This window comes from Mycobacterium sp. NAZ190054 (genome assembly GCF_001545925.1).
GTDB lineage: Bacteria > Actinomycetota > Actinomycetes > Mycobacteriales > Mycobacteriaceae > Mycobacterium.
In genome coordinates this window covers 1-23,466 of sequence record NZ_LMVQ01000124.1, presented here as the reverse complement: position 1 = coordinate 23,466, position 23,466 = coordinate 1, and the positions used below count along the sequence as shown (strand labels likewise).

Genomic DNA, 23,466 nt, shown 5'->3' with positions numbered 1-23,466 from the left:
CCCGATGGACTTCGACATGGGCAAGCGGGCGTCAGACCTGCGCCGCGAGTTACGCGATCTGGTGAACGAGCATGTGCCGGAAGACTTCCTCGGCGCGTTCACCGACGACCCGGCCGATCTGGCGACCGCGCAGGCGTTCTGCCGCATCCTCGCCGAGCGCAACCTGCTGTGCCTGGCGTGGCCGGAGGAGTTCGGCGGCGGCGGGGCGTCGGTGTGGGAGCAGACGGTCGTGCGCGAGGAGATGTGGGCCCACCACGAACCGCGGGGCGCCCAGTACATGGGCGTGAACTGGGTCGGGCCGATCATCATGCGCCACGGCACCGAGGAGCAGCAGCGCAGGCATCTGCCGCCCATCGCCGCCGGCGAGGTGATCTGGTGCCAGGGTTTCTCCGAGCCCGAGGCGGGTTCGGATCTGGCGTCGCTGCGGACCACCGCGCGTGCCGACGGTGACGGCTGGCTGGTCAGCGGTCAGAAGATCTGGACGTCCTACGCGACGATGGCACAGTGGTGCTTCCTGCTCGCGCGGACCTCCAAAGGTGAGAAGAAACAACAGGGCCTGACGATCTTCCTTGTGCCGATGGATGATCCGGCCATCACGGTGCGCCCCATCCGTTCCATGCTGGGCCCGCACCACCTCAACGAGGTGTTCTTCGACGACCTGCGCGTCAGCCGGGCCGACGTGCTCGGCACCGTCGACGCGGGCTGGTCGATCGTGCAGGACGTGATGGCCTTCGAGCGGGTGGGCATCGCGCGGTACGCCCGCTGTGAACGGTTGCTCGCCGCCGCGCCGGCCGTCCTGGGTGACCGGTGGGATGCGCTGCCCGGCGAGCTGCGCGGCCGGTGGATCCGGATGCTGACCCACTGCCGCCGGGCGCGCCTGCTCGCCTACCGCGTGGTGGCGCTGCAGAGCAGCGGCCGCATCACCCCGGGTGACGCGTCGGCCTACCGCATCGCGGTCACCACGCTCGACCAGGACAGCGCCGAGGTGTTGATGGACATCGCCGCCGAGGTCCGCCACGACGACGATCGCGCAGCGTGGTTCCTCGGCGAGGTCGAGGACCACTGGCGGTACTCGCAGGCATCCACGGTGTCGTCGGGAAGCATTGAGATGCAGCGGATTCTGCTGTCGCGGGCGATGCTGGGTGCGCACGCGAGGAGCGGTTCGGCAGGTGCCCGATGATCCTCGATCTCAGCGACGACGCGCTGGAGTACGGACGCCAGGCGCTGCATGCGTTCGAGGCCGCCGGCGGCGACCGGCTGCTGGAACGCGCCGAAGCCGACCCTGCCGACCGCCAGGCGCTGATCGGCCCCGTGCTCGACGGGCTCGGCGCGTGGGATCTCGACCCGCGCACCGACCCCGATGGCCTGGAGGCCGCGGCGGCGCTGTGTCGCAGTGCCGGTTACTGGGCACTGCCGTACCCGCTGGCCGAGCGGCTCGCCGCACCCGCCGACCTTGATGCCGACGGTCTCCTCGTGGTCGGCGGCCCGCGTCCGTCAGCCGCGATCGCCGGGCTGGAGCTACGTTGGGCAACAGTGGATCTCGACGGTCGGCGCGCCTCGGTCACCGGGCCCGGGCCGGCGGGCCCCGGGTTCGTCGCCGAGTTGGAGCTGTCACCCGTCGACGGTGACGGTTCCGGCGATGTCGCGCTCGCACTGGTACTGCCGTGCTGGACGCTGCTCGGCATGCTCGACCGCGCGGTGGCGCTGACCGTCGCCCACGTGAGCCTGCGCCAACAGTTCGGCCAGATACTGTCGTCGTTCCAGGGTGTGCAGTTCCAGCTCACCGACGCCGAGGTGGAGCGCAGCGGGGTCGACATCCTCGCCAAGCACGCGTTGTGGACCATCGCGACCGATCAGCCGCACGCCGTCGACGACGCGCTCGCGCTCCGCATGGCCGCCGTCGAGGCCGCCGACGTGGTGTTCCGGGTGTGCCATCAGCTGCACGGGGCGGTGGGCTTCTGCGACGAGACCACGCTGTCCTGGCTGTCGCGGTACAGCCAGCCGTTGCGCCGGCTGCCGTTCGGATTGTCCGCGACCCGTGACCATCTCACCCGGCGCGCCGGACGCCGCGGCCTGACAGGGCTGTTCGTATGACGGCACTGGACGACTTCCGCGCCGAGGTACGGGCCTGGTGCCGTGCGCACATCCCGGCGGACTGGCGCGCGGCCCAGACCGGGGTCGGTGACGACGAGTTCGTCCGGTTCCAGAAGGAGTGGTTCGCCGAGCTGCACAGCGCCGGGTACGCGGTGCCGCATTGGCCCGCCGAATGGGGCGGCGGCCTCCCGGTGGATCAGCAGGTCGTGCTGTACCAGGAACTGGCCGCCCATGACGCACCCCGGTTGGTGCTGGCCTTCGTCGGGATCCATCACGCCGCGTCCACGCTGCTGGTCGCGGGCACCGACGAGCAGCGCCGACGGCATCTGCCGGCGATCCTCGACGGCGAGATCTGGGTACAGGGCTTCTCCGAGCCCGAGGCCGGTTCGGACCTGGCGGCGTTGCGCACCACGGCCCGCCGGTGTGGCGGCGACGAGTTCGTGGTCAACGGGCAGAAGTTGTGGGCCAGCGGCGGAATGCACGCCGACTGGTGCCTGCTGCTGGCCCGCACCGACCCGGATGCCCCCAAGCGGAAGGGCATCTCGTACTTCCTGCTCGACATGACCAGCCCCGGGGTGGACGTCCGGCCGATCCGCAACGCGGTCGGGGACTCGCACTTCTGCGAGATCTTCCTCGACGACGTGAGAATCCCTGCTGCGAACCTGATCGGCGCCGAGAACAACGGGTGGCAGGTGGCGCAGGCGACGCTGGGAGCCGAGCGCGGCATGACGATGCTGGAGCTCGCCGAACGGCTCGGCAACGCGGGCTTCCGGTGGCTGGTGGAGTCCGCGCCCGTCGACGACCCGATCGTCGCCGACCGGCTGGCCGGCTTCGAAACCGAGATCACCGGGCTGCGCGGCCTGTGCAGGCAGATCGTGGAACACGGCGCCGCCGGACCGGCCGACGCGTCGATTGTGAAGCTGTACTACAGCGAGCTGTTGCAGCGGCTGACCGACTTCGGCGCCGAGATCGGCGGTCTCGACGCACACACCGTGCTGACCAAGCCGATGTCGAGCGGGTGGGAGTCCGGCTCGTGGGTCTTGGATTTCGTCGGCTCCTGGGAATGGACGATTCCCGGTGGAGCCAGCGAGATCCAGCGCACCATCATCGCCGAGCGGGGCCTCGGCCTGCCACGGGAACCGAGTCCGGCGTGACGGGCCGATTCTCCGAGTTCCACGACGAGCTCCGCTCTGTCGCGGGAGATCTGCTGGCCAAGGAGGGCACGGCCGACTGGTCGGTGCTTGTGGACGCGGGCTGGACCGGCCTGGAGGTCCCCGACAGCCTCGGCGGAGCGGGGGCGACGTTCGTCGAGACCGCGGTGATCCTCGAACAGATCGGGCGGGCCGCCGGGGCCAACAGCTATCTCGGAAGCGCGGTGCTCGCTGTCGGTGCGCTGAACATGCTGCCCGCCAATGCTCTTCGTGACGAACTGCTCGGCGCGGTCGCCGCCGGGCCGGGTCGGCTCGCCGTCGTCCCGCACGGCTTCGTCGTCGACGGCGGCAGGCTCACCGGCCGCGCCGACTTCGTGCCCGACGCCGACGGTGCCGACCGGCTGCTGGTGCTGGTGGACGGCGCCGCGGCGGTGGTGGACGCCGCGCAGATGACCGTCACCAAGCAGCCCGTCGTCGACCAGACGCGGCAGTTGGCGACCGTCACCGCCGACGCTGCCGAGATCACCGGACTGCTGGAGTTCGACGGCGATCCGGAGTCGGTGCGGCACCGCGCCGAGGTGGCAATCGCCTGCGACAGCCTCGGCCTGGCTGCGCAGATGCTGTCGGACACCGTCGATTACGTGAAGGTGCGACACCAGTTCGGGTGCCCCATCGGATCCTTCCAGGTCGTCAAGCACGCCTGCGCCGACATGCTCGTCGCGGTGGAAATGTCCCGCCGTCTCGTCTCCGACGCCGTCGGCATCCTCGCCGACGGCGGCGACGCGGCGGTGGCCGCCGCGATGGCGAAGTCCTACGCCTGCTCGGCGGCCGTCACCGTCGCCGGCAAGGCGATGCAGTTGCACGGCGGCATCGGCTACACGTGGGAGAGCGGCATCCACGTCTACCTCAAACGCGCCACCCTGAACCGATCCCTCTTCGGTTCTCCTGCAGCACAACGGAAACGACTCTCACAGAGATACTCGAAAGGGAAATGACCATGGGTGTACCCGTGTACAAGCGCATTCTCGACCTCTTCGAGGCGGAGGGCGTCAACACGCTGTTCGGCATTCCCGACCCCAACTTCGTGCACATGTTCGCCGAGGCCGACGCCCGCGGGTGGTCGGTCGTCGCGCCGCATCACGAGCTCAGCGCCGGATTCATGGCCGAGGCGGCGTCGCGGATGACCGGCAAACCCGGCCTGTGCATCGGCACGCTCGGCCCCGGTGTCGCCAACATCGCGGGCGCGATGATGTGCGCGCTGGTGGAGAACTCGCCGGTGATCTTCCTCGGCGGGCAGCGCGCCCGCATCACCGAGCGCCGGGTGCGTCGCGGCCGGATCCAGTTCGTGCAGCAGGAGGGCCTGTTCGCGCCGTCGGTGAAGTACAGCAGCTCGATTGAGTACGCCGACCAGACCGACGAGATCGTGCACGAGGCGCTTCGGCGCGCGATGTCCGGCACCCCCGGCCCGGCCTACATCGAGTTCCCGTCGCACGTCATCCTCGAAGAACTCAACGTGGGTGAGGCGCCGCCGCCGTCGGCCTACCGCCTGGTCGGGCAGGGCGCCGGCGCCCCCGAGGTGGCCCGTGCCGTCGAACTGATCCGCCAGGCGCAGAGCCCGGTCCTGTTGGTGGGCCACGGTGTTCACACCTCCTGCACGCAGCAGCAGGTCAAGGAGCTGGCCGAGCTGATGGCCTGCCCGGTGATCCAGACCTCCGGCGGCACCTCGTTCATCCCCGGCCTGGAGGACCGCACCTTCCCGTACCTGTTCTCCCCGGCCGCCAACCAGGCCGTCGAGGACTCCGACCTGTGCGTGGCGCTGGGCACCGAACTCGGCGAACCCATGCACTACGGCCGCACCCAGCACTGGGCCGGCAACGACGCCCACCGCAAGTGGGTTCTCGTCGAGCAGGACCCGACCGCGATCGGGGTGAACCGGTCCTTCGACGTGCCGCTGGTCGGCGATCTGCGAGGGGTGGTGCCCCAACTGGTCGAGGCGCTGCGGGACACGCCACGCACACCGTCGCCCAATCTGGAGACCCTGGTGAAGGCCGACGCCGCCGAACTGGCCCGGGTGGCCGACGAAGCCCCGAGCGGGCGCACCCCGATCCATCCGGCCCGCTACGTCGTCGAGGCCACCAAGGCGTTCGACGAGTACGCCCACGACGGCATCCTGGTCCGCGACGGCGGCGCCACGGTGATCTTCCAGTGGACGTACTCGCAGACCAAGCCGCGCGACGTGATCTGGAACCAGAACTTCGGTCACCTCGGCACCGGACTGCCCTATGCCGTCGGCGCGTCGGTCGCCGACGGCCGTAACCGCCCGGTGATGTTGCTGACCAGCGATTCGGCGTTCCTGTTCCACATCGCCGAGTTGGAGACCGCGGCGCGGGAGAACCTGCCGCTGGTCTGTGTGGTCGGCGTGGACCACCAGTGGGGTCTCGAAGTGGGTGTCTACAAGCGGACATTCGAGCAGCCGTCGCCGCAGCCCGGCGTGCACTGGAGCAAGGACGTCCGGATGGACAAGATCGCCGAGGGCTTCGGCTGCCACGGCGAGTACGTCGAGAAGGACGACGAGATCGGTCCGGCCATCCAGCGCGCGTTCGCCAGCGGCAAGCCCGCGGTGGTCCACGTCTGCATCGACCCGAAGGCCAACTCCGAGGAGATGCCCAAGTACGACCGATTCCGCACTTGGTATGCAGAAGGCACCCAGTAGGCCGGCGAATTAGGGAAGAGTGGAACCATGCGTGAGTATCTGAAGCACTACATCGACGGCCAGTGGGTGGACCCGGTCCGGCCCAACACCCTGGAGGTCGACAACCCGACCACCGAGGAGATCTCCGGCAGGATCGCGCTGGGCTCGTCGGCGGACGTCGACCTGGCGGTCACCGCGGCGCGGCGCGCGTTCACCACCTGGGCCGGCACCAGCCGCGAGGAGCGCCTGGAGTTGCTGGGCGCGATCATGACCGAGTACCAGAACCGGTCCGGCGACCTGGCCGACGCCGTCACCGAGGAGATGGGCGCGCCGGCGTCGCTGGCGTCCGGACCGCAGGTCAATCTGGGCATGGGCCACCTGGCCACCACGATCGACGCGCTGAAGAACTTCCAGTTCGAGGAGCAGCACGGCAGCACGCTGGTGGTCAAGGAGCCGATCGGGGTGTGCGGGTTGATCACGCCGTGGAACTGGCCGATCAACCAGATCGCGTGCAAGGTGTTCCCGGCGCTGGCCACCGGCTGCACCATGGTGCTCAAACCGTCCGAGGTGGCCCCGTATTCGGCGCAGATCTTCACCGAGATCCTCGAGGCCGCGGGGGTTCCGGCCGGCGTGTACAACCTGGTCTACGGCGACGGTCCCGGTGTCGGCGCCCCGATCTCCAGCCACCCCGACATCGACATGGTGTCGTTCACCGGATCGACGCGGGCGGGCATCGAGGTCGCCCGCAACGCGGCGCCGACCGTCAAGCGGGTCACCCAGGAACTGGGCGGCAAGAGCCCGAACATCGTGCTCGACGACGAGGACTTCGCCAAGAGCGTGGCCGCGGGCACCTCGGTGATGATGATGAACAGCGGCCAGAGCTGCAACGCGCCGTCGCGGATGCTGGTGCCGAACTCCCGCATGGACGAGGCCATCGCGGTCGCCCGCGAGACCGCGGCCGCGGTCAAAGTGGGTGTGCCCGAGGACAAGTCCGCGATCGGGCCGGTGGCGTCGAAGGCCCAGTTCGACAAGATCCAGGGCCTGATCCAGAAGGGCATCGACGAAGGCGCCACCCTGGTGACCGGTGGCACCGGCCGCCCCGACGGCATCGACACGGGCTACTACGTCAGACCGACGGTGTTCGCCAACGTCACCAACGACATGACGATCGCCCGCGAGGAGATCTTCGGCCCGGTGCTGTGCATCCTCGGCTACGACGACCTCGACCAGGCCGTCGAGATCGGCAACGACACCGAATACGGGCTGGCCGGCTACGTCTCGGGCGCCGACCTGGAGAAGGCGCGCGCGGTGGCACGGCGGATCCGGGCCGGATCGGTGGCGATCAACCACGGCTTCGACATGGCCGCGCCGTTCGGCGGCTACAAGCGCAGCGGCAACGGCCGCGAATGGGGCCCGTTCGCGTTCGACGAGTTCCTCGAGGTCAAGGCCGCGCTGGGCTACGCCCCGGCCTAGTCGGTGGATCGGGCGCGCTCAGGCACCCCCGCGGTGCTCGAGCGCGCCCGATTCGCAGGAGGATCGTGAGCGAGAAGTACGAGTACGGAATCGATTTCGATGCGGTCGCGGCAATCGACATGCACACCCACGTCGAGGTCGACAGCCACGGTTACCGCGCCTACGACGACGTGCTCGTCGACGCGACCGCCAGGTACTTCAGGATGCCGGAAGGCATCACCGCGAGCGTGGACGCCGTCGCCGACCAGTACCGGCGCCACAACACCGCCGCGGTGGTGTTCACCATCGACGCCCGCCACGGCATGCGGCACGCCCCGAACTCGATCGAGGACCTGGTGGCCGGCGCGGCGCGAAACAACGACGTGCTGATCCCGTTCGGGTCCGTCGACCCGTGGCAGGGCCGCCACGCCGTGCACCGCGTGCACGAGCTGGTTCGTGACCACGGGGTCAAGGGCTTCAAATTCCACGCGAGCATGCAGGCCTTCGAACCCAACGACCGCGCGTACTACCCGATCTACCACGCGATCGCCGAAGCGGGTGTGCCCGCGCTGTTTCACACCGGACAGACGGGCATGGGTTCCGGGCTGCCCGGCGGCCACGGCATCAAGCTGCGCTACAGCGACCCGATGCTGCTCGACGACGTCGCCGCGGACTTCCCGGAGCTGACGATCGTGATGGCTCACCCCGCGGTGCCGTGGGTGGACGCGCAGATCTCGATCGCGACGCACAAGGCGAACGTCTACATCGATCTGTCGGGCTGGTCGCCGAAGTACTTCCCGCCTCAGCTCGTGCACGCCATGGGGCGCCAGCTGCGCACCAAGGTGCTGTTCGGCACCGACTTCCCGTACATCCACATCGACCGCTGGCGCCGCGACTTCGACACCCTGGACATCGACCCGGCCGTGGTGCCGTTGATCTACAAACGCAACGCGCTGCGGGTTCTCGGCCTCGCCTCGTAGCGCGATGAGTTTTCCCGGTGGCTGCGGTCTGCATCGGTGACCTACCCCCACCACCGAGGAGAGTTCACATGCCCGTCCGCACCACCGCCCCGTTGGGCGCCCCCATCTGGATCGAACTGGCCACCTCCGACCTCGACCGTGCGCAGGATTTCTACGGCACGGTCTTCGGCTGGACCTTCGACGCGGCCGGGCCCGACTACGGCGGCTACGTGACCGCACTGCGCGACGGCAGGCCGGTCGCCGGATTGATGGTCAACGATCCGCAGTGGAACGCACCCGACGCCTGGACCACCTACCTGCACACCGCCGACATCAGCGCGGCCGTCGCCGCGGCCACCGCGGCCGGCGGCAGCTCCTGCGTGGGACCGATGGAGGTCAAGGACAAGGGCTGGATGGGCATGGTGACCGACCCGACGGGAGCGTTCTTCGGGCTGTGGCAGCCCACCGGGCACCGCGGATTCGAGGTCGTCGACGAACCCGGCGCGCCGGTGTATCACCAGCTCACCACCCGCGACTACGCCGCCGCGCTCGGCTTCTACCACACGGTCTTCGGCTGGAACACCGACACCGTGTCCGACTCCGACGAATTCCGCTACAGCACGGCGATGTTCGACGGTGCGGCGCTGCTCGGTGTGATGGATGGCAGCACCATCGGCGACGCCTCCTCGAGCTGGTGTTTCTTCCTCGGCGCCGACGACGTCGACAAGACCGTGCAGCTCGTCGTCGACAACGGTGGCGCCGTCGTGCGCGCCGCGGAGGACACCCCGTACGGCAGGCTGGCCGCCGTCACGGATGCGACCGGCGCCGCGTTCAACCTGTCCTCGATCGGGAGGTGACCTGGTCCCCCTTGTCGCCTTCTTGAACGCCTGTTCAGTCACAGCAATGTGCATACCCATGGCGTGACCCGCGTGTCGTGGGGAAAATGACGGGTACAGGCATCACCGGCGACAGCCTCGGCGGCATAGGGGACCATGGTGAAGTTTCCGGAAGTGGTGGTGACAGGGATCGCCATGACCACGGCACTCGGCACAGACGTCGAATCGACCTGGCAGGCGCTGCTCGCGGGACGCAGCGGAATCCGTCACCTGGAGGATTCCTTCGTCGACGAATTCGACCTGCCGGTCCGCATCGGCGGCCACCTGCTGGAGACGTTCGACGACCAGCTGACTCCCGAGGAAGTCGCGAACAATTCCTACCTCCAGCGCATGGCGCTGGTGCTCGGCCGGCGGGTCTGGGAGAACGCCGGTGCACCCGAAGTCGATCCCCGCCGGTTGGCGGTGTCGATCGGCACCGGGATGGGCGGCATCGAGATGATGATCTTCGCCTACGACGACCTGCGCCACCGCGGGTACCAGGCCGTCGCACCGACCACGGTGCAGCAGTACATCCCGAGCGGCCCGTCCACCGCGGTCGCAGTCGAACACCACGCCTGCGCCGGGATGGTGACGCCCGTGTCGGCGTGCGCGTCGGGGTCCGAGGGCGTGGCCCAGGCCTGGCGCCAGATCGTTCTCGGCGAGGCGGACATCGCGATCTGTGGCGGAGTCGAGTCCCGCATCGAGGCGGTGCCGATCGCCGCGTTCGCCAAGATGCGCATCGTGATGTCGACCAACAACGACGACCCGCAAGGCGCCTGCCGGCCGTTCGACAAAGACCGTGACGGCTTCGTCTTCGGGGAGGGAGGCGCGCTGCTGGTGATCGAGACCGAGGCGCACGCCAAAGCCCGGGGCGCGCGGATCCTGGGCCGCCTGATGGGGGCGAGCATCACCTCGGACGGCTACCACATGGTCGCGCCCGATCCGGACGGCAAGCGGGCGGGATACGCGATGGCGCGGGCGATCGAGCTGGCCGGCCTGTCACCGACCGACATCGACCACGTCAACGCCCACGCCACCGGCACCAGCGTGGGCGACGTCGCGGAGTCGGTGGCGATCAACAACGCGCTGGGCACTCACGCGCCCGCGGTGTACGCGCCGAAGGCGGCGCTGGGGCACTCGGTCGGCGCGGTGGGCGCCGTCGAGTCGATCCTCACGCTGCTGGCGCTGCGCGACGGCGTGGTGCCCGCGACGCGCAATCTGAAGAACCTGGATCCGGAGATCAACCTGGACGTGGTGGCGGGCAGCCCGCGGCCGGGGAACTACCAGTACGCGATCAACAACTCGTTCGGGTTCGGCGGCCACAACGTCTCGCTGGTGTTCGGCCGGCCCTGACCGTCAGGGTTTGACGAGCGTGAACTGGCCCAGTTCGCTGATGCCGCGGTTGAAGAAGTCGCTGCAGCCGGTCAGGTACTTCATGTACCGCTGGTAGACCTCTTCGGACGTCGCCGCGACCGCTTCGTCGTGGTGGGCCTCCAGCGCCTCGGCCCAGGTGTCGAGCGTCCGCACGTAGTCCTTGTTCAGGTACTGCTTGTGTTCCAGCATGAACCCGGCGTCGGTGGACAGCTCGAGGATGTTCTCCTCACCGGGCACCGAACCGCCGGGAAAGATCTCCTTGGCGATGAACCGCATGAACTTCAGGTCGGTCATCGTGATCGGAATGCCCATCTCGGGCCACTTCTTCAGTGGATGCCCGAGGATCGCCTGCAGCAGCATGCGCCCGCCGCTGGGCAGCACGCTGGCGCACATCTTGAAGAACGGCGCGTAGCGCTCCTGGGGGAACGCTTCGATCGCCTCGATGCTGATGATCCGGTCGACGGGCTCTTCGAACTGTTCCCAACCGCGCAGCAGGATGCGGCGGGACCGCTCGGTCTCCAGCCCGTCGAGCAGTTCGTGAGCGAACTTGCACTGGTTGCGGCTCAACGTCAGGCCGACGACGTTCACGTCGTACTTCTCGACCGCACGTCGGAGCACCGATCCCCAGCCGCAACCGATGTCGAGCAGCGTCATACCCGGCCGCAGATCCAGCTTCCCCAGCGCCAGATCGATCTTGGCCAGCTGCGCCTCGGCCAGCGTCATGTCGTCGCGTTCGTAATACGCGCAGCTGTAGGTCCGGGAGGGGTCCTGGAACAGGCCGAAGAAGTCGTCGGAGAGGTCGTAGTGCGCCTGGACCTCTTCGAAGTGGGGCTCCATGTCCTTACCCGACTCGGGCGGGTTCACCGTGCGCTTGGCCATCCCCGACCTCCATCCGAAAAGCGGACTTAGTTCCGTATGTCTGTATTCAGGTAACGCGCGTACCCAAATTACTACACCGGCGTCATTTGTTGCTTCTCACAGGTGAATTGGACGACATCGGTGTAACCGTCGCGGAACAGGTCCGCGCAACCGGACAGGTACTTGTAGAACCGCTCGTAGATCTCCTCCGAGGTGATCGCGATGGCCTCGTCCTTCTTCTCCTTCAGGTTCGAGGCCCACGTGTCGAGTGTCTTGACGTAGTGCGGCTGCAGGTGCTGCTCGCGGGTCACGGTGCAGCCGTTGCGCCTGGCCGCGTCGGTGACCTGAGCGGCCAGCGGCAGACGGCCACCGGGGTAGATCTCGTCCATGATGAACTTGATGAAGCGGACCTTCGACATCGTCAACGGCAGCTTCTTGGCTTTGATCTCCTCATCGCTGGGGATGATGATCGTGTGTAGCAGCATGACGCCGTCGTCGGGCATCCAGCTGAAGGTCTTCTTGAAGTAGTCGTCGTACTTGTTGAAGCCGAAGTGCTCGAACGCGCCGATCGACACGATCCGGTCGACCTTGCCCTCGAACTCCTCCCAGGGCTGCAGCCGTACCTCCATGCTGCGGCCGGTGTCGATGTTCGGGAACCGGTTCTGCTCGATGTGCTGCTTCTGGTTCTCCGACAGCGTCAGCCCGATCACGTTGACGTCGTACTTCTCGACGGCGCGCTGGATGGTCGAACCCCAGCCGCAGCCGATGTCGAGCAGCGTCATCCCGGGCTCCAGGCCCAGCTTGCCGAGGGACAGGTCAACCTTGGCGAGCTGCGCCTCTTCCAGGGTCATGTCGTCGCGCTCGAAGTACGCGCAACTGTAGGTCTGCGACGGGTCCTGCCAGAGCTTGAAGAAGTCGTTGGAGATGTCGTAGTGGAACTGGACTTCTTTCTTGTCCGAGCCTCGGGTCTGAGACGCGGATTTGGACAGCCAGGCGGATTCAGCGGTCTGATTCACTCGGTCGGTTGGGCTGTTCGGCATCGGGTGTCCTGTCGGCATGGAGATGTCACGCCCGGGCGGGACGCTGGTTCTCTACTACCCCGCCTGGGGAACGTGAAAACGGTCCGCATGTGAATGTACGCGCGGTACCCCGCGCGCCGCGCGCCCCACGCCCAAGGACGTCAAGATGGTCTGCATGTCCCGCAGTCCGCAGAGCTACGTCAAGGCGTGCATCAACGGCGCCCGCACGCCTGACCAGCATCCGAACCTGCCCGTCACCCCCGAACAACTGGCGGCCGAAGCGGTGGCCGCCCACCGGGCAGGGGCACGGGCCGTGCACATGCATCCGAAGAACGCCGACGGCGTGGATTCGTTGCTCGCCGGCGAGGTCGATGCCGCCGTGGCCGCGGTACGGCAGGCGTTGCCGGGCCTGCCGCTGGGCGTGACGACGGGCTTCTGGGCGCTGCCCGACCCTGCGCAGCGGCTGCGGGCCGTCGAGAGCTGGACGGTGCTGCCGGACTTCACGTCGCTGAACTGGCACGAACCCGGGTCACCGGAGCTGGCCGAGTTGCTGCTCAGCCGTGGGCTGGGGGTGGAGGTCGGCATCTTCCACGCCGAGGCGGCTCAGTCGTGGGCGGCGTCGGACATCGCGCAGCACTGCATGCGCGTGATGATCGAACTCGGCGCCGACGGTGACGCCGCGACCGCCGACGAACTGCTGGGCATCATCGCCGCGGCCGGGTCGCCGGCGCCGGTGCTGCTGCACGGACTCGACGAAAGCTGTTGGCCCTTACTGGAACACGCCGGAGCGCGAGGACTGCAGACCCGCATCGGGTTGGAGGACACCCTGCTGCTGCCGGACGGTACCACCGCCGACGGCAACGCGGCTCTGGTGACGGCCGCAGTGGAGCTGCTCAGTCGGTAGACGCGCCGAGCGCGAAGTCGGCGAAGTCGAACCCGGGCACCACGACGCAACTCACCAGGCAGGGTTGGTCGTCGCGCGGTCGGGCGCGTTGCCAGTGTCCGGGCGGCACCACGAACTGCGGGATCTCGCCGGCGGCGAGGTCGGCGCCGAGCAGATGGGTGGTCGCCGATTCCTGCTCGGACCCGACCTCCAGCACCAGCGGCCCGCCGAAGTGATAGAGCCACAGCTCGGCGCTGCGCACGGTGTGCCAGGCGGACTGCTGGCCTGGCATCAGCAGGAACAGGATCGCGGTGCCCGCGTTGCGAACCCCCGTGTAGTCCGGCGGGAGCGCCGACTGCGGGATGGTGAGATCGCTGCGCCACGTCTCCTTGAACCAGCCGCCCTCGGGATGCGGCGCGAGGTCGAGTCGACGCGCCCACTCGGGAAGATCGCTCATCGGTTCACTTTAGTAGGGTGCGGGGCATGGCTCGTGCGCTCCCGGGGTGGCTGGTCGCGCTGTGCGCACTCCTCGTCGCTGTCAGCGGATGGCTGCCGTGGCTGAATTCGGCAGAGAGCGGGGGCCGTGCCAACGCGATCGGCGGGGTCGTCGGCGCCATGCCGGCGCCTCCACCGGGCTTCGGGGTCGGTCAGTTGGTGGTGCTGCTGGCGTCGACCTTGGTGGTCGCGGGTGCGATGGCGGCGCGGGGGATTTCCGGGCGGGCGGCTTCCACGGCCGCGCTGGCGATTTCGGTGGTGCTGGTCGTATTGGCCGTGTGGTTCTACCGGCTCTATGTCTACCCGCCGGTGTCCGCCGGTTACGGTCTGTATGTCGCCGCGGCGCTGGCGCTGGCCGCGGTGGTGCTGTCGGTCTGGGCGATGGTGTCGGCGTGGACGTCGCCGGCGCCGGCCGGCATGCGATGAGCGGTTTCGTCGAGCCCGTCACCCTGGTGGGTGACCGTTGGGTCACGCTGGAACCGCTTGGCCGCGAACATGTCCCGGAGGTGGAGGGCCTGGCCGCCGACGGCGAGCTGGGCCGGCTGTGGTTCACCGGGGCGCCGAAGGCGGGCCTGGCAGGAGACTGGGTCGACATGCGGCTGGCCCGGCAGGCTCCGGACACAGGGCTGACGTTCGTGGTGCGCGGTCGCGACGGCGCGCTGGTCGGGTCCTCGAGTTATCTCAACGTCGACGGCGCGAACCGGCGTCTGGAGATCGGCAACACGTGGTACGTCGAGGCGGTGCGCCGGACCGGGGTCAACACCGAGGCCAAGCTGCTGATGCTCGGCCACGCGTTCGATGTGTTGGGTTGTGTCGCAGTCGAATTCCGCACGCACTTCTTCAACTTCGCGAGCCGGACCGCGATCGAGCACCTCGGCGCCAAGCTCGACGGCGTCCTGCGCAGTCACCAGCTGCTACCCGACGGATCCCGCAGGGACACCGTCGTGTATTCCATCCTGGACATCGAGTGGCCGGCCGTGCGGTCCAGCCTGCGCTTCCGGCTGGACCGCAACGGCTGACGCCGCCGGACTACCCGGCCTCGACCGTCGTCGTTTCGATCGACTTCTGGTTTCCTGCGTGGCTGACCTCGATCTTGCGCGGTTTGGCCTTCTCGGCGACCGGGATCGTCACCGTCAACACGCCGTTCTCGTACGTCGCCGAGATCGCGGACGTGTCGATGCCCTCACCGAGCGAGAGTTGCCTGCGGTAGCTGCCGAAGAATCGTTCGTTGGCCAACCACTGGGCCGACTCGTCGGACCGGGCGGTGCGGTGCGCCGAGATGGTCAACGTGCCGTTGTCGACGTTCACGTCGACCGATCCGGGATCGACACCGGGTAGGTCGGCGGTCAGGACGTAGTGGTCCTCGATCTTGCAGAGGTCCATCGGCATGAACCGCGGGGCTCGATTTGATCCGGTCTGGCTGCTCAGCAAGCCCCGGGTCAAGGCATCAAGGTCACTGAACGGATCAAAACGAAGCACAGCAATCCACCTCCTATGCCACTCAGAGCCCGCCACCCTGGCGGGCAGCCAAATCACTGTGCACCAGCGAGATTAGCACTCTCACTTGGAGAGTGCTAGCCCCTGCCGGGGGAATTTTCGGGCGTCGCACGGCGTGGTCCTGGGCGTTTGAGCCAGCGTTTCCAGGACTCGCAATCGGCTGGACGGGGTACCACACCTGACACGGTGATCGGAAGGGCGGGCGGCCCCGCCGGCTCGCAGTCTGAACCGACGAGACCTCGACAGTGATCACGGTCGACCGTCATCACTGTCTGGTGCCCTGCATTGCCCCGTGTGACGGGGCGCAAACCCCGCTCGCGTGTATGCATCGGGACGATGGGGAACCCTGCGCCGATGACCGAAACCTCCAGCCACACGTTGGCCAAGCGGATGGCTGAGCTGGCCCGGACGGTGGCAGCTCCCCGCCGCGTCGAGGACGTGCTGTCCGATGTCACCGGAGAAGTCATGGACCTCATCCCCGGCGCCGACGCGGCGGGCGTCCTGTTCGTCGGCAAGGAGGGGCGGTTCCGGTCCGTGGCCGGTACCTCGGACCTGCCGGGACGGCTCGACGAGCTGCAGATGACCTACCGCGAGGGGCCGTGTCTGGACGCCGCGCTCGACCACCTGATCGTGCGCACCGATGACTTCCGCACCGAGAAACGCTGGCCGCAGTACACCGCGGCTGCCCTCGCGATCGGAGTGCTGAGCAGCCTGTCGTTCAAGCTCTACACCAGTGCGCAGACCGCGGGTGCGCTGAATCTGTTCGCGCTCAGGCCCCATGCCTTCGACGGCGAGGCCGAGACGGTCGGCGCCGTGCTGGCCGCGCACGCGGCCGCCGCGATCATGGCCAGCCGCGAGAGTGAGCAACTAGAGTCTGCCCTGTCGACGCGGGACCGCATCGGCCAGGCCAAAGGCATCATCATGGAGCGGTACAACGTCGACGACGTCGCGGCGTTCGAGATGTTGCGCCGGCTGTCGCAGGACAGCAACACCAAGCTCATCGACGTCGCCGTCAAGGTCATCGAGACCCGGGGCCCGTGACCGGTGCGCGGTTGAGGACCGCCGACCTGCGGGTCAGGCGTCCGGCATGTTCGCCGAGGGGAGCCCGCACCGGGCGCGGAAGTCCGTCATCGGCTGGCGGATGCTCTGCAATTCGCCTGCCACGCGGGGGTTCATGTCCATGTACGCGTCGACCTTGCCGCGCCGTTCCTCGGGCGGGAGGCCGCGCAGGCTGCTGAAGAACCCGTTCACGTCCGGGTGGGTGAACATGTAGGCCGACAGCGACGCGGAGACTCCCGAGAGGATACCGGCCTGGTCGGCGATCGAGCAGTTCGGCGCCGGGGGTGGCTGCGAAGCTGCCGGCGCACTGGAGCCGAGCAACGCGGCACCGGCAGCCAACACTGCACTTGCGGATCGGACGAGAACAGACATACCCACTCCTCTACGTGGTCGAGTCAACATGCCGGGGACCCTGTGGTCGTCAATTGCCGTCATCATCGCTACCGAAGGCGGCGCCGCCGCCGTATCCCACCTCATGCCGGTCCCGCTGTGGGTTGAGAGCAACGCTGATGTCGTCGTCGTAGCAGAACATGTCCAGTTCGCACCACGGATACTCGGTGGGCAACGGCCAGGACAGTACCGGGGCGGCGCCGGCGACCGTGGCGGACGACAACGCGGTGGCCACCGCTCCGGCCGCCAAAAACGGAATTGCGTAGTACGCCTTACGCATCTCGACCTCCCGACCAGATCGCAACGTTTCGCGGGCCGGTAATCGGCGGCGCTGCTGCTCAATCTGCCGCCGTATCGGGGGACGAGCATCCCCCAGGATGGGGGAATTCGCTTGGTGCGACGAGTCCGAACTGCCCGGCGAGCGGCTGGGCACTACCGGCACGGCGACTTCCCGCGATACCCGAGCCGGTGACTCCTGTTGCGAAGCCGCCAGTTACGACCCGAACCGGCCGCACGTTCCGGGTCCGCGCAGGGTGGTGAAGGGTGACTCGTTCCGCTGATGAGCCACATCGGGTTCGTCGCATCACGCGCCAGAACCTGCGCAGCACTGGCTTGCGCCCCGATCACCGATGTTTCGCGAGCCGCCAACCCGAACCGGTGTGCCTGTTGCGCTTGTGCCGGCAGACCTGTCCGGCGGCGGCAACGGCGACCGGATCAAGGCCTGCCGGTACCGGACCACCGGCCACCAGTGCACGGATCAGGGCTTCCTGCCGCTGCGCCAACGTTTCTCGCGCCTCCGAAGCCTCGGTCATAGCCACACCTCCCGCGCCGTAGTGGTGATCGGCGCGGCCCCGGCGGCTGCGGCGATCGCGTCCAATTCGTCGAACAACTCGGCAGCCGGCGGGTACCAGCCGTCACGCTCCAACATGACCGGGGTATCCACCCGCTCCCGGAGCGCGGTGACCAGATCCAGCACCTCCGGCGGGGTGGCCGCGGTGTGGGTGTCGTGGTAGAAATCCTCGCCCTGGTGCCCGCCCGCGACGTGGCTGTAGGCGACCTGTTCCACCGGCAACCGGGCCAGCTCACGATGCGGGTCCCGCCCGCGGTTACGGGCGTTGGCGTAGACGTTCGCCACGTCCAGCACCAGCAGCACCCCGGTACGTTCAACCAGCTCGGCGAGGAACTCCGCTTCCGTGAGGTTCGATTCGGGCCACTCGATGAACGACGCGATGTTCTCGAGGGCCAGCGGCACCGGTAGGTTCTGCCGGGTCCGACGGATGTTCGCGGTCAACGCATCCAACGCCTCCCGGGTGCGCGGAACAGGCAGCAGGTGGCCGGCCTCGATGCCGGCGGCGCGGACGAAGGCGACGTGCTCACTGACGATCGGTGCGCCCAACGCCTCGGCGCAGGCCGCCAGCCGCCGCACCCGGGCACGTTGTCGATGTCGAAGGGCTGCAACGGATGTTCGATGAGCACGTGAGCGCGGACCGGGCCGGCGGTGGTGCCGTCGAGGGTGTCGAGCAGCTCCACCACCGGGACGGCGGGCGGCTTGCGCTGACCGCTGACCTCGTCGGCGCCGGTGTAGGTGACGACGAGTTTCTCGGTGGCCGCCTCGATGGCGTCCAGCAGCAGCTGGCGGTCCTCCGAGCGCAGGTCGCGCTCACCGGTTCTCGGGTCGCGGGCCAGCACGTCGTCGCCGTCGACCACGCCGATGCGGGGGAACACGCCGTCGTCGAGACCGACCAGGCACACCACGCGGTGGGGGACCGAGCGCATCGGCACCATCGTGCACACCGTCAGCGTGCCGGTGCGGAAGTTGGCGCGGGTGGGCCGGCCCGCGAGATGACGGTCCAGCATCGCCTTGACGTCCGGGAGCCGCAGCTCGATCCCGGCGTGCCGGCCCGCGGCGGCGCGGATGTCGTTGAGCTCACGCTCGACCTGGCTGCTCTGCCACAGGTCGGCATCCGGCACGGCGGTCAGCGCGTCCAGGCCCTCGACCAGGCGGGTCAGCCATGTGCTCAACGGCGCTGTGCCCGAGAGGGATCCGACGACCCGGTGCAGCCGGTCGATGTAGTCGGCCAGCCGCCCGGCCAGTTCGACACGGTTGCTGCTGACGTCGTCGAGCGGAAGCGTGGTGTCCAGCCAGGCGTGGGAGTCGTCGGACATCGCGACGCCGGCGAGCACCCTGTCGATGCCGAATCGCCAGGTGTTCTGCACGAAGTCGACGCCGTAGGGATGACGGTGATCCCGATCGAAGCCCCAGCGGATGTTCGCCTCGCGCACCCAGTCGCCGATCGCGTCGAGGTCGTCGTCGGAGAACCCGAAGCGGGACCGGACCGGCCCCGCCTCGGCGAGGTTGAGCACCTCGCCCGCGGTGGCACGCCCGCCCGCCAGTTCCAGGAGCTGCCGGGCGACACCGAGCAACGGGTTGGTCTGGGTCAGCGCCCGGTCGGCGAGTTTGACCCGGAGCCGGTGGGCCGGATGCGCCCCGGTCACGACGTCGCCGAGACCGAAGCCCGCCACGATCAACGGGGCGTAGGCCTCGATGTCGGGGCACATCACCAGGATGTCGCGGGGTTCCAGGGTGGGGTCGTCGGCGAGCAGACCCAGCAGCACCTCCCGCAGCACGTCGACCTGGCGGGCCGCCCCGTGGCAGCTGTGGATCTGCACCGACCGGTCGTCCTCCCGGCGGGAACGCCCCTGCGGGCGAACGCCATTGGCGGCGATGTCGGCCTGCAGCCAACCGAGCAGGGTGTCGGGCCGGTGGGCCGGACCCAGGCCCTCGTCGGTGTTCACCTGTGCCGGCAGCGCGCGTTGCAGCTCCCGCAGGTCCCGGCCCAGCGTGGCCAGCAGCGGATGACCGACGCGACGGTGGGACGTGTCGTGGCTTCGCGGCAGCACCCCGCGGACGTCGCCCAGCGCGTCCCACAACCGCGCGCTCGGATGCGGCAGCCACAGGTGCAGCTCGTGGTGGGTGCTCAGCGCGTCGAGCAGCTCGATCTCGGTGACCGGCAATCTGGTGTGCCCGAACAGCGACAGGCGCTCGGGTAGATCGGTCGGTGAATCCCGAAGGCGGGCCACGCTTTCGGCGTGCCGCACGTGCGGTGGGGTGGCGTCGAGTTCGGTGAGCAGCGCCCGGTAGAGCTCGGGCTGCCACCAAAGGTCCTCGTCCAGGTCACCGGTGCGGCCGGCGCTCCAGTCGATCAGGAGTTGCGGCCGCTGCCGGGCGTACGAGTCGAACAGGCCGGCCAGGCGGCGTGCCACGGCGTAGCGCCGGCCTTGTCGCAGCGCCTTCTCCTCACCGTCGGCGACGTGGCCGAGGTGGGTGGCCAGGGTGGCGCACCACGGTTCGGCCAGGCAGCGGTCGATGACGTGGAGCAGCGGCCACACCATGGCCTCGGGCGACCAGGGGTCATCGGCGGCGGTGCCCGTCAGTTCGGCGATCAGCGAGCGCGGATGGCGGAAGGTGACCCCGGCGCAGATGCCGTCCTGACCGGTGCCGCGCCCGAGAAGGTGGGACAGCCGCTGGCTGAGCCAGCGTTCGGTGCCGCGGGCCGAGACCAGCACGAGGTCCTCGGCGAACGGGTCGGCCGGCGGGGTGGCCAGCATCGCGCCGAGGCCGTCGGCAAGCAGATCGGTGCGGTCGGCCCGGTGCAGATGCAGCGCCATCGGGGGTCAGCCTACGACGGGCCGTCGCGCAGCCGCCTCAGCCCCGCTCGACGATGTTGCCCACCCCGGATCGCGTGATCTCGGGCTCGCCGGTGCGGTAGGTCACCCGGTTGTCGAAACCGGATGCGCTGATGGCGCCCGCGGACTCGACGGTGACGGAGTTCTCGACCCCGGAGACGCTGACCGTCGTGCAGGGCCCCTGCAGGTCGATGGTGTTCTTCACGCCGCTGACGATCACCGTGCCGTCGTCGCACATGACGGTCTGCCTGGTCTCGACGCCGCCGATGCTCAGCACGCCGCCGGACCCCACCGTCACGACCTGCTGGGTGGAGTCGATGCGGGTCTCGCCGGCCACGCTCGGTGGCGAGTCGAGCGGCCCCCCGCCGCCGGCGACGGGCACCGGGTGGCCGTCCGAGCTGCCGGTGTTGCCGAACATGACGAACCCGGCGACGCCGGCAGCGAGGACGAACACCACGACCGCCGGGATCAGCCACACGGCCGTGCGGTGGTTGCGTTTGTGCACCACCCGCTGCGGCGGCGCGTAATACGGCGACCCGCCGTAATGGGGGGCATGGGCGCCGCCAAGTTCGTTCGCCCGGGCCTGATCGGACAACGGCCGCTCGAGATCCCGGATGCGGGCTTCAGGGTCCCCGAACGGCTCCATGCGCAGATGTTCGCACATCACATCGCCGCAGCTCAACGGTTCGGATTGGAGTCATCACCGGGGTGGTATCCCCAGCCCATGGCGGCACCGGGATTCCTTGTCGTCGGGAGTGGACCGGCGGGCGTCAGCGCGGCCGAGACGTTCCGTAGCCGGCGTCCACGGATCCCGGTGCGCATCGTGTCCGCCGACCCCGCCCTGCCCTATGCCAAACCGCCGCTGAGCAAGGAGTTTCTCGGCGGCGGGCACACCGACCTGGATCTGCACACCGCCGGCTGGTTCCGGCGCCACGACATCGACCTGCTCTTGGGTGTCACCGTCGAACACCTCGACGTCGACGCCCGGGAGGTGGTCACCGCCGGCGGCGCCCGGTTGCCGTACTGGCACCTGGTGCTGGCGCCCGGCGCGGCGCCCGTGCCGTTGACCGTGCCCGGCGGGCACCGTGCCCAGCGGTTGCGCACCTTCGCCGACGCCGTCGCGCTGAAGATGGCGGCCCGGTACGCCGACAGCGCCGTGGTGATCGGCGGCGGCCTGGTGGGGTGCGAGGCCGCGGCCCGGCTGGCCGCGCTCGGGTTGGTCACCACCGTGGTGGTGCCGGAGTCGGCCCCGCTGCAGCGCAGATTCGGGCTCGGCGTCGGCAAGCGGGTCGCCGAGATGCTGTCCGACGCCGGTGTGCGGATGGTGTTGTCCACGACGGTGACCGCGGTCGACGACCGCGGGGTGACCCTGGCGTCGGGGGGCCGGATCGACGGCGACGTCGTCGTCGCCGCCACCGGCGTGCGCCCGGACATCCGGCTGGCCGCCGATGCCGGGCTGACGACCCGGCAGGGCCGCGTGGTGGCCGACGAACACATGCGCACCTCGGTGCACGACATCTACGCCGCAGGCGATGTCACCATCGCCCACAACGTCGCAGCGGGCCGGCCGATCATCGCCGAACACTGGCGCGACGCCACCCAGCAGGGCCTGGTCGCCGGCCTCACCGCCGCAGGTCAACCCGCCGTCTGGAACAAGGTTCCTGGATTCTCCTGCACGATAGGAACTTTCATGCTGTCCTACCGCGGCTGGGGCGGCGGGTACGACGAGTCCACCGTGACGGACAAGGACGGCGAGTTCTCCGTCGTGTACAAGGCCGGCGGCCGGGTGGTCGGCACACTCGACGTCAGATCCAGTCCCGCTTCTTGAACGCCCAGTAGAGCAACGCCACCAGGATCACGATGATCGCGCTGCTGGTGACGAATCCGCCGAACGTGTCGATGCCGGGATAGTCGAGGTTCTGCCCGTAGAAACCCGTGATCGCGGTGGGCACGGCGACGATCGCCGCCCACCCGGTGAGTTTCTTCATCACGGTGTTGAGCCGGGCATCCTGCAACGACAGGTTGGTCTCGAACACCGTCGTGACCATGTCGCGCAACGACTCGGTCCACTCCGACACACGTTGCACATGGTCGTAGAGGTCGGCGTAGAGGGGGTCGAGCTCGACGGCGATCCTGTTCTCGGTCCGGCGGTGCTGGATGGCCAGCACCACCTCGCGCATCGGCAGCACCGCGCGGCGCAACGCCACCAGGTCCTTGCGGAGCTGGAAGATGCGGTGCTGGAACTCTTTCCGGGGCGCGGACTCGTCGAAGAGCGCATCCTCGAGGGACTCGATCCCGTCGTCGAGCGTCTGTACCGCGTCGAAGTGCCCGTCCACCACCACGTCGAGCAGACCGTGCACCAGGGAGCCGACGCCGTACTCCTGGCCGCCGAGCTCGTCGAAACGCCGGGACACCTCGTCGATGTCGAACTTCTCGGACAACCGCACCGTGATCAGCCCGCGCGGCAGCACGAACGCCGAGATACGGTGCCGGGCGATCGTGGTCTCGGTGAAGGTCTGCGGCGGTGGGTCTTTGGCGGCGACGCTGTACACGGTGAAGAACGTGTGCGTGCGGTAGACGACCGCCTTGGTGCGTTCGGAATCGGCCAGCGCGTCCTCGACGGCCCAGCTGTTGAGGTTCAGTTCCTGTGCCAGGTCGGCCAGGATCGCGTGGTCGGGGTCGAGGATGTCGCACCACACCAGGGCGTCCTCGTCGGCCAGGTAGTCCGACACCGCCGAGAACTCGAACTCGTCGGTGGGTTTGCCTGCGCGCCAGACCCGGCCCCGGACGTGAGTCACCCGACCATCATGTCACCGACGCGGGAGGCCGGTGGGCGGTGTAGAACGCGATGTGGGCGCGCGCCGCGGCGTTGCCCGCCGGGGGCGGGTAGGCGATCACGGCGAAGGCTTCTGCGCACCGCTCGTGAGATGGGCAATGAGGCGTGTGGGGAGAGGGGTGAGTACTGTGGGGGGTCAGGGTGT

At 68.8% G+C, this 23,466-nt stretch carries 23 protein-coding genes and 2 pseudogenes; 14 read left to right on the top strand and 11 right to left on the bottom strand.

The window, feature by feature from the left end:
* Window positions 1-4 precede the first annotated feature (4 nt).
* The 9 genes from ASJ79_RS10810 to ASJ79_RS10770 all read left to right on the top strand — a co-directional run bounded on the left by ASJ79_RS10810 (window position 5) and on the right by ASJ79_RS10770 (window position 10,576).
* Window positions 5-1,180 carry an acyl-CoA dehydrogenase family protein gene (locus ASJ79_RS10810; RefSeq protein WP_067954956.1) on the top strand — a complete coding sequence of 392 codons (1,176 nt, stop codon included), beginning with the start codon at window positions 5-7 and terminating at the stop codon, window positions 1,178-1,180.
* A complete protein-coding gene (locus ASJ79_RS10805; protein ID WP_067954955.1) occupies window positions 1,177-2,094 on the top strand; it encodes an acyl-CoA dehydrogenase family protein in 918 nt (305 codons plus the stop codon). The genes ASJ79_RS10810 and ASJ79_RS10805 overlap by 4 nt, the downstream gene beginning before the upstream one ends.
* Window positions 2,091-3,248 (top strand): acyl-CoA dehydrogenase family protein, encoded by a 1,158-nt coding sequence (locus tag ASJ79_RS10800; protein WP_067954954.1) that lies wholly within the window; start codon window positions 2,091-2,093, stop codon window positions 3,246-3,248. Before ASJ79_RS10805 ends, ASJ79_RS10800 begins: the two co-directional genes overlap by 4 nt.
* Window positions 3,245-4,240 carry an acyl-CoA dehydrogenase family protein gene (locus tag ASJ79_RS10795; protein ID WP_067954952.1) on the top strand — a complete coding sequence of 332 codons (996 nt, stop codon included), beginning with the start codon at window positions 3,245-3,247 and terminating at the stop codon, window positions 4,238-4,240. Before ASJ79_RS10800 ends, ASJ79_RS10795 begins: the two co-directional genes overlap by 4 nt.
* Before the next feature lie 2 nt (window positions 4,241-4,242).
* A complete protein-coding gene (locus tag ASJ79_RS10790; protein WP_067954950.1) occupies window positions 4,243-5,958 on the top strand; it encodes a thiamine pyrophosphate-binding protein in 1,716 nt (571 codons plus the stop codon).
* A gap of 27 nt (window positions 5,959-5,985) precedes the next feature.
* Entirely contained in the window at window positions 5,986-7,410 is a 1,425-nt protein-coding gene (locus ASJ79_RS10785) for an aldehyde dehydrogenase family protein (protein WP_067954947.1), read from the top strand.
* Between the two features lie 119 nt (window positions 7,411-7,529).
* Window positions 7,530-8,369 (top strand): amidohydrolase family protein, encoded by an 840-nt coding sequence (locus ASJ79_RS10780; protein WP_067954986.1) that lies wholly within the window; start codon window positions 7,530-7,532, stop codon window positions 8,367-8,369.
* Window positions 8,370-8,437: 68 nt separating this feature from the next.
* Window positions 8,438-9,205 (top strand): VOC family protein, encoded by a 768-nt coding sequence (locus ASJ79_RS10775; protein ID WP_067954945.1) that lies wholly within the window; start codon window positions 8,438-8,440, stop codon window positions 9,203-9,205.
* A gap of 135 nt (window positions 9,206-9,340) precedes the next feature.
* Window positions 9,341-10,576, top strand: a complete 1,236-nt coding sequence (locus ASJ79_RS10770; protein WP_067954944.1) for a KasA/KasB family beta-ketoacyl-ACP synthase — start codon at window positions 9,341-9,343, stop codon at window positions 10,574-10,576.
* A 3-nt stretch (window positions 10,577-10,579) separates the two neighbouring features.
* Here the strand turns inward: ASJ79_RS10770 and ASJ79_RS10765 are convergent, their stop codons facing one another.
* Both ASJ79_RS10765 and ASJ79_RS10760 read right to left on the bottom strand, forming a co-directional pair.
* On the bottom strand, window positions 10,580-11,476 hold the full coding sequence (locus ASJ79_RS10765; protein ID WP_067954942.1) for a cyclopropane mycolic acid synthase family methyltransferase: 897 nt from the start codon (window positions 11,474-11,476) through the stop codon (window positions 10,580-10,582).
* 71 nt (window positions 11,477-11,547) lie between these two features.
* The gene (locus tag ASJ79_RS10760) at window positions 11,548-12,495 is read right to left on the bottom strand and encodes a cyclopropane mycolic acid synthase family methyltransferase (protein ID WP_067954940.1); all 948 of its coding nucleotides are present in this window, start codon (window positions 12,493-12,495) and stop codon (window positions 11,548-11,550) included.
* 154 nt (window positions 12,496-12,649) lie between these two features.
* Here ASJ79_RS10760 and ASJ79_RS10755 point away from each other — a divergent pair, with 154 nt between their 5' ends.
* A complete protein-coding gene (locus tag ASJ79_RS10755) occupies window positions 12,650-13,378 on the top strand; it encodes a 3-keto-5-aminohexanoate cleavage protein (RefSeq protein ID WP_067954983.1) in 729 nt (242 codons plus the stop codon).
* Here the strand turns inward: ASJ79_RS10755 and ASJ79_RS10750 are convergent.
* Entirely contained in the window at window positions 13,368-13,814 is a 447-nt protein-coding gene (locus tag ASJ79_RS10750; RefSeq protein ID WP_067954938.1) for a cupin domain-containing protein, read from the bottom strand. The two genes, ASJ79_RS10755 and ASJ79_RS10750, sit on opposite strands and share 11 nt — an antisense overlap.
* A 26-nt stretch (window positions 13,815-13,840) precedes the next feature.
* On the opposite strand from ASJ79_RS10750, the gene ASJ79_RS10745 reads away from it, so the two are divergent.
* Window positions 13,841-14,278: a hypothetical protein gene (locus ASJ79_RS10745; protein ID WP_067954936.1), complete on the top strand. Its 438-nt coding sequence runs from the start codon at window positions 13,841-13,843 to the stop codon at window positions 14,276-14,278.
* Window positions 14,275-14,871, top strand: coding sequence for a GNAT family N-acetyltransferase (locus ASJ79_RS10740; protein WP_067954981.1), 597 nt, complete (start codon window positions 14,275-14,277; stop codon window positions 14,869-14,871). Before ASJ79_RS10745 ends, ASJ79_RS10740 begins: the two co-directional genes overlap by 4 nt.
* 10 nt (window positions 14,872-14,881) lie before the next feature.
* Here the strand turns inward: ASJ79_RS10740 and ASJ79_RS10735 are convergent, their stop codons facing one another.
* Window positions 14,882-15,331 carry an Hsp20/alpha crystallin family protein gene (locus ASJ79_RS10735; protein ID WP_067954934.1) on the bottom strand — a complete coding sequence of 150 codons (450 nt, stop codon included), beginning with the start codon at window positions 15,329-15,331 and terminating at the stop codon, window positions 14,882-14,884.
* Between the two features lie 372 nt (window positions 15,332-15,703).
* Between ASJ79_RS10735 and ASJ79_RS10730 the strand changes: the two genes are divergently transcribed.
* Window positions 15,704-16,390 carry a GAF and ANTAR domain-containing protein gene (locus tag ASJ79_RS10730; RefSeq protein ID WP_067954932.1) on the top strand — a complete coding sequence of 229 codons (687 nt, stop codon included), beginning with the start codon at window positions 15,704-15,706 and terminating at the stop codon, window positions 16,388-16,390.
* A 33-nt stretch (window positions 16,391-16,423) separates the two neighbouring features.
* On the opposite strand, the gene ASJ79_RS10725 is transcribed toward ASJ79_RS10730, so the two are convergent.
* The 6 genes and pseudogenes from ASJ79_RS10725 to ASJ79_RS10700 form a co-directional block, all read right to left on the bottom strand.
* A complete protein-coding gene (locus tag ASJ79_RS10725) occupies window positions 16,424-16,780 on the bottom strand; it encodes a heme-binding protein (RefSeq protein WP_067954930.1) in 357 nt (118 codons plus the stop codon).
* Window positions 16,781-16,829: 49 nt separating this feature from the next.
* Window positions 16,830-17,078 carry a hypothetical protein gene (locus ASJ79_RS10720; protein ID WP_067954929.1) on the bottom strand — a complete coding sequence of 83 codons (249 nt, stop codon included), beginning with the start codon at window positions 17,076-17,078 and terminating at the stop codon, window positions 16,830-16,832.
* Between the two features lie 343 nt (window positions 17,079-17,421).
* Window positions 17,422-17,610, bottom strand: coding sequence for a hypothetical protein (locus ASJ79_RS10715; protein WP_067954927.1), 189 nt, complete (start codon window positions 17,608-17,610; stop codon window positions 17,422-17,424).
* Window positions 17,607-18,227, bottom strand: a pseudogene (locus ASJ79_RS10710) (DUF692 domain-containing protein); the annotation flags it as partial. The gene ASJ79_RS10715 and the pseudogene ASJ79_RS10710, both read right to left, overlap by 4 nt.
* Window positions 18,122-20,467: pseudogene (gene recC / locus ASJ79_RS10705) on the bottom strand (exodeoxyribonuclease V subunit gamma); the annotation flags it as partial. The pseudogenes recC and ASJ79_RS10710, both read right to left, overlap by 106 nt.
* A 37-nt stretch (window positions 20,468-20,504) precedes the next feature.
* The gene (locus ASJ79_RS10700; protein WP_067954977.1) at window positions 20,505-21,131 is read right to left on the bottom strand and encodes a DUF3060 domain-containing protein; all 627 of its coding nucleotides are present in this window, start codon (window positions 21,129-21,131) and stop codon (window positions 20,505-20,507) included.
* A gap of 78 nt (window positions 21,132-21,209) precedes the next feature.
* Here ASJ79_RS10700 and ASJ79_RS10695 point away from each other — a divergent pair, with 78 nt between their 5' ends.
* Window positions 21,210-22,313, top strand: a complete 1,104-nt coding sequence (locus ASJ79_RS10695; protein WP_067954925.1) for an NAD(P)/FAD-dependent oxidoreductase — start codon at window positions 21,210-21,212, stop codon at window positions 22,311-22,313.
* On the opposite strand, the gene ASJ79_RS10690 is transcribed toward ASJ79_RS10695, so the two are convergent.
* Window positions 22,291-23,283 carry a magnesium transporter CorA family protein gene (locus ASJ79_RS10690; protein WP_067954924.1) on the bottom strand — a complete coding sequence of 331 codons (993 nt, stop codon included), beginning with the start codon at window positions 23,281-23,283 and terminating at the stop codon, window positions 22,291-22,293. The two genes, ASJ79_RS10695 and ASJ79_RS10690, sit on opposite strands and share 23 nt — an antisense overlap.
* Window positions 23,284-23,466 lie beyond the last annotated feature (183 nt).

Excerpts from the sequence above, each read along its gene's own strand:
- ASJ79_RS10810 (WP_067954956.1), top strand. The coding sequence starts at position 5 with ATGGACTTCGACATGGGCAAGCGGGCGTCAGACCTGCGCCGCGAGTTA.
- ASJ79_RS10805 (WP_067954955.1), top strand. The coding sequence starts at position 1,177 with ATGATCCTCGATCTCAGCGACGACGCGCTGGAGTACGGACGCCAGGCG.
- ASJ79_RS10800 (WP_067954954.1), top strand. The coding sequence starts at position 2,091 with ATGACGGCACTGGACGACTTCCGCGCCGAGGTACGGGCCTGGTGCCGT.
- ASJ79_RS10790 (WP_067954950.1), top strand. The coding sequence starts at position 4,243 with ATGGGTGTACCCGTGTACAAGCGCATTCTCGACCTCTTCGAGGCGGAG.
- ASJ79_RS10785 (WP_067954947.1), top strand. The coding sequence starts at position 5,986 with ATGCGTGAGTATCTGAAGCACTACATCGACGGCCAGTGGGTGGACCCG.
- ASJ79_RS10780 (WP_067954986.1), top strand. The coding sequence starts at position 7,530 with ATGCACACCCACGTCGAGGTCGACAGCCACGGTTACCGCGCCTACGAC.
- ASJ79_RS10775 (WP_067954945.1), top strand. The coding sequence starts at position 8,438 with ATGCCCGTCCGCACCACCGCCCCGTTGGGCGCCCCCATCTGGATCGAA.
- ASJ79_RS10770 (WP_067954944.1), top strand. The coding sequence starts at position 9,341 with ATGGTGAAGTTTCCGGAAGTGGTGGTGACAGGGATCGCCATGACCACG.
- ASJ79_RS10765 (WP_067954942.1), bottom strand. The coding sequence starts at position 11,476 with ATGGCCAAGCGCACGGTGAACCCGCCCGAGTCGGGTAAGGACATGGAG.
- ASJ79_RS10760 (WP_067954940.1), bottom strand. The coding sequence starts at position 12,495 with ATGCCGAACAGCCCAACCGACCGAGTGAATCAGACCGCTGAATCCGCC.
- ASJ79_RS10755 (WP_067954983.1), top strand. The coding sequence starts at position 12,650 with ATGTCCCGCAGTCCGCAGAGCTACGTCAAGGCGTGCATCAACGGCGCC.
- ASJ79_RS10750 (WP_067954938.1), bottom strand. The coding sequence starts at position 13,814 with ATGAGCGATCTTCCCGAGTGGGCGCGTCGACTCGACCTCGCGCCGCAT.
- ASJ79_RS10745 (WP_067954936.1), top strand. The coding sequence starts at position 13,841 with ATGGCTCGTGCGCTCCCGGGGTGGCTGGTCGCGCTGTGCGCACTCCTC.
- ASJ79_RS10740 (WP_067954981.1), top strand. The coding sequence starts at position 14,275 with ATGAGCGGTTTCGTCGAGCCCGTCACCCTGGTGGGTGACCGTTGGGTC.
- ASJ79_RS10730 (WP_067954932.1), top strand. The coding sequence starts at position 15,704 with ATGACCGAAACCTCCAGCCACACGTTGGCCAAGCGGATGGCTGAGCTG.
- ASJ79_RS10725 (WP_067954930.1), bottom strand. The coding sequence starts at position 16,780 with ATGTCTGTTCTCGTCCGATCCGCAAGTGCAGTGTTGGCTGCCGGTGCC.
- ASJ79_RS10720 (WP_067954929.1), bottom strand. The coding sequence starts at position 17,078 with ATGCGTAAGGCGTACTACGCAATTCCGTTTTTGGCGGCCGGAGCGGTG.
- ASJ79_RS10715 (WP_067954927.1), bottom strand. The coding sequence starts at position 17,610 with ATGACCGAGGCTTCGGAGGCGCGAGAAACGTTGGCGCAGCGGCAGGAA.
- ASJ79_RS10700 (WP_067954977.1), bottom strand. The coding sequence starts at position 21,131 with ATGGAGCCGTTCGGGGACCCTGAAGCCCGCATCCGGGATCTCGAGCGG.
- ASJ79_RS10695 (WP_067954925.1), top strand. The coding sequence starts at position 21,210 with ATGGCGGCACCGGGATTCCTTGTCGTCGGGAGTGGACCGGCGGGCGTC.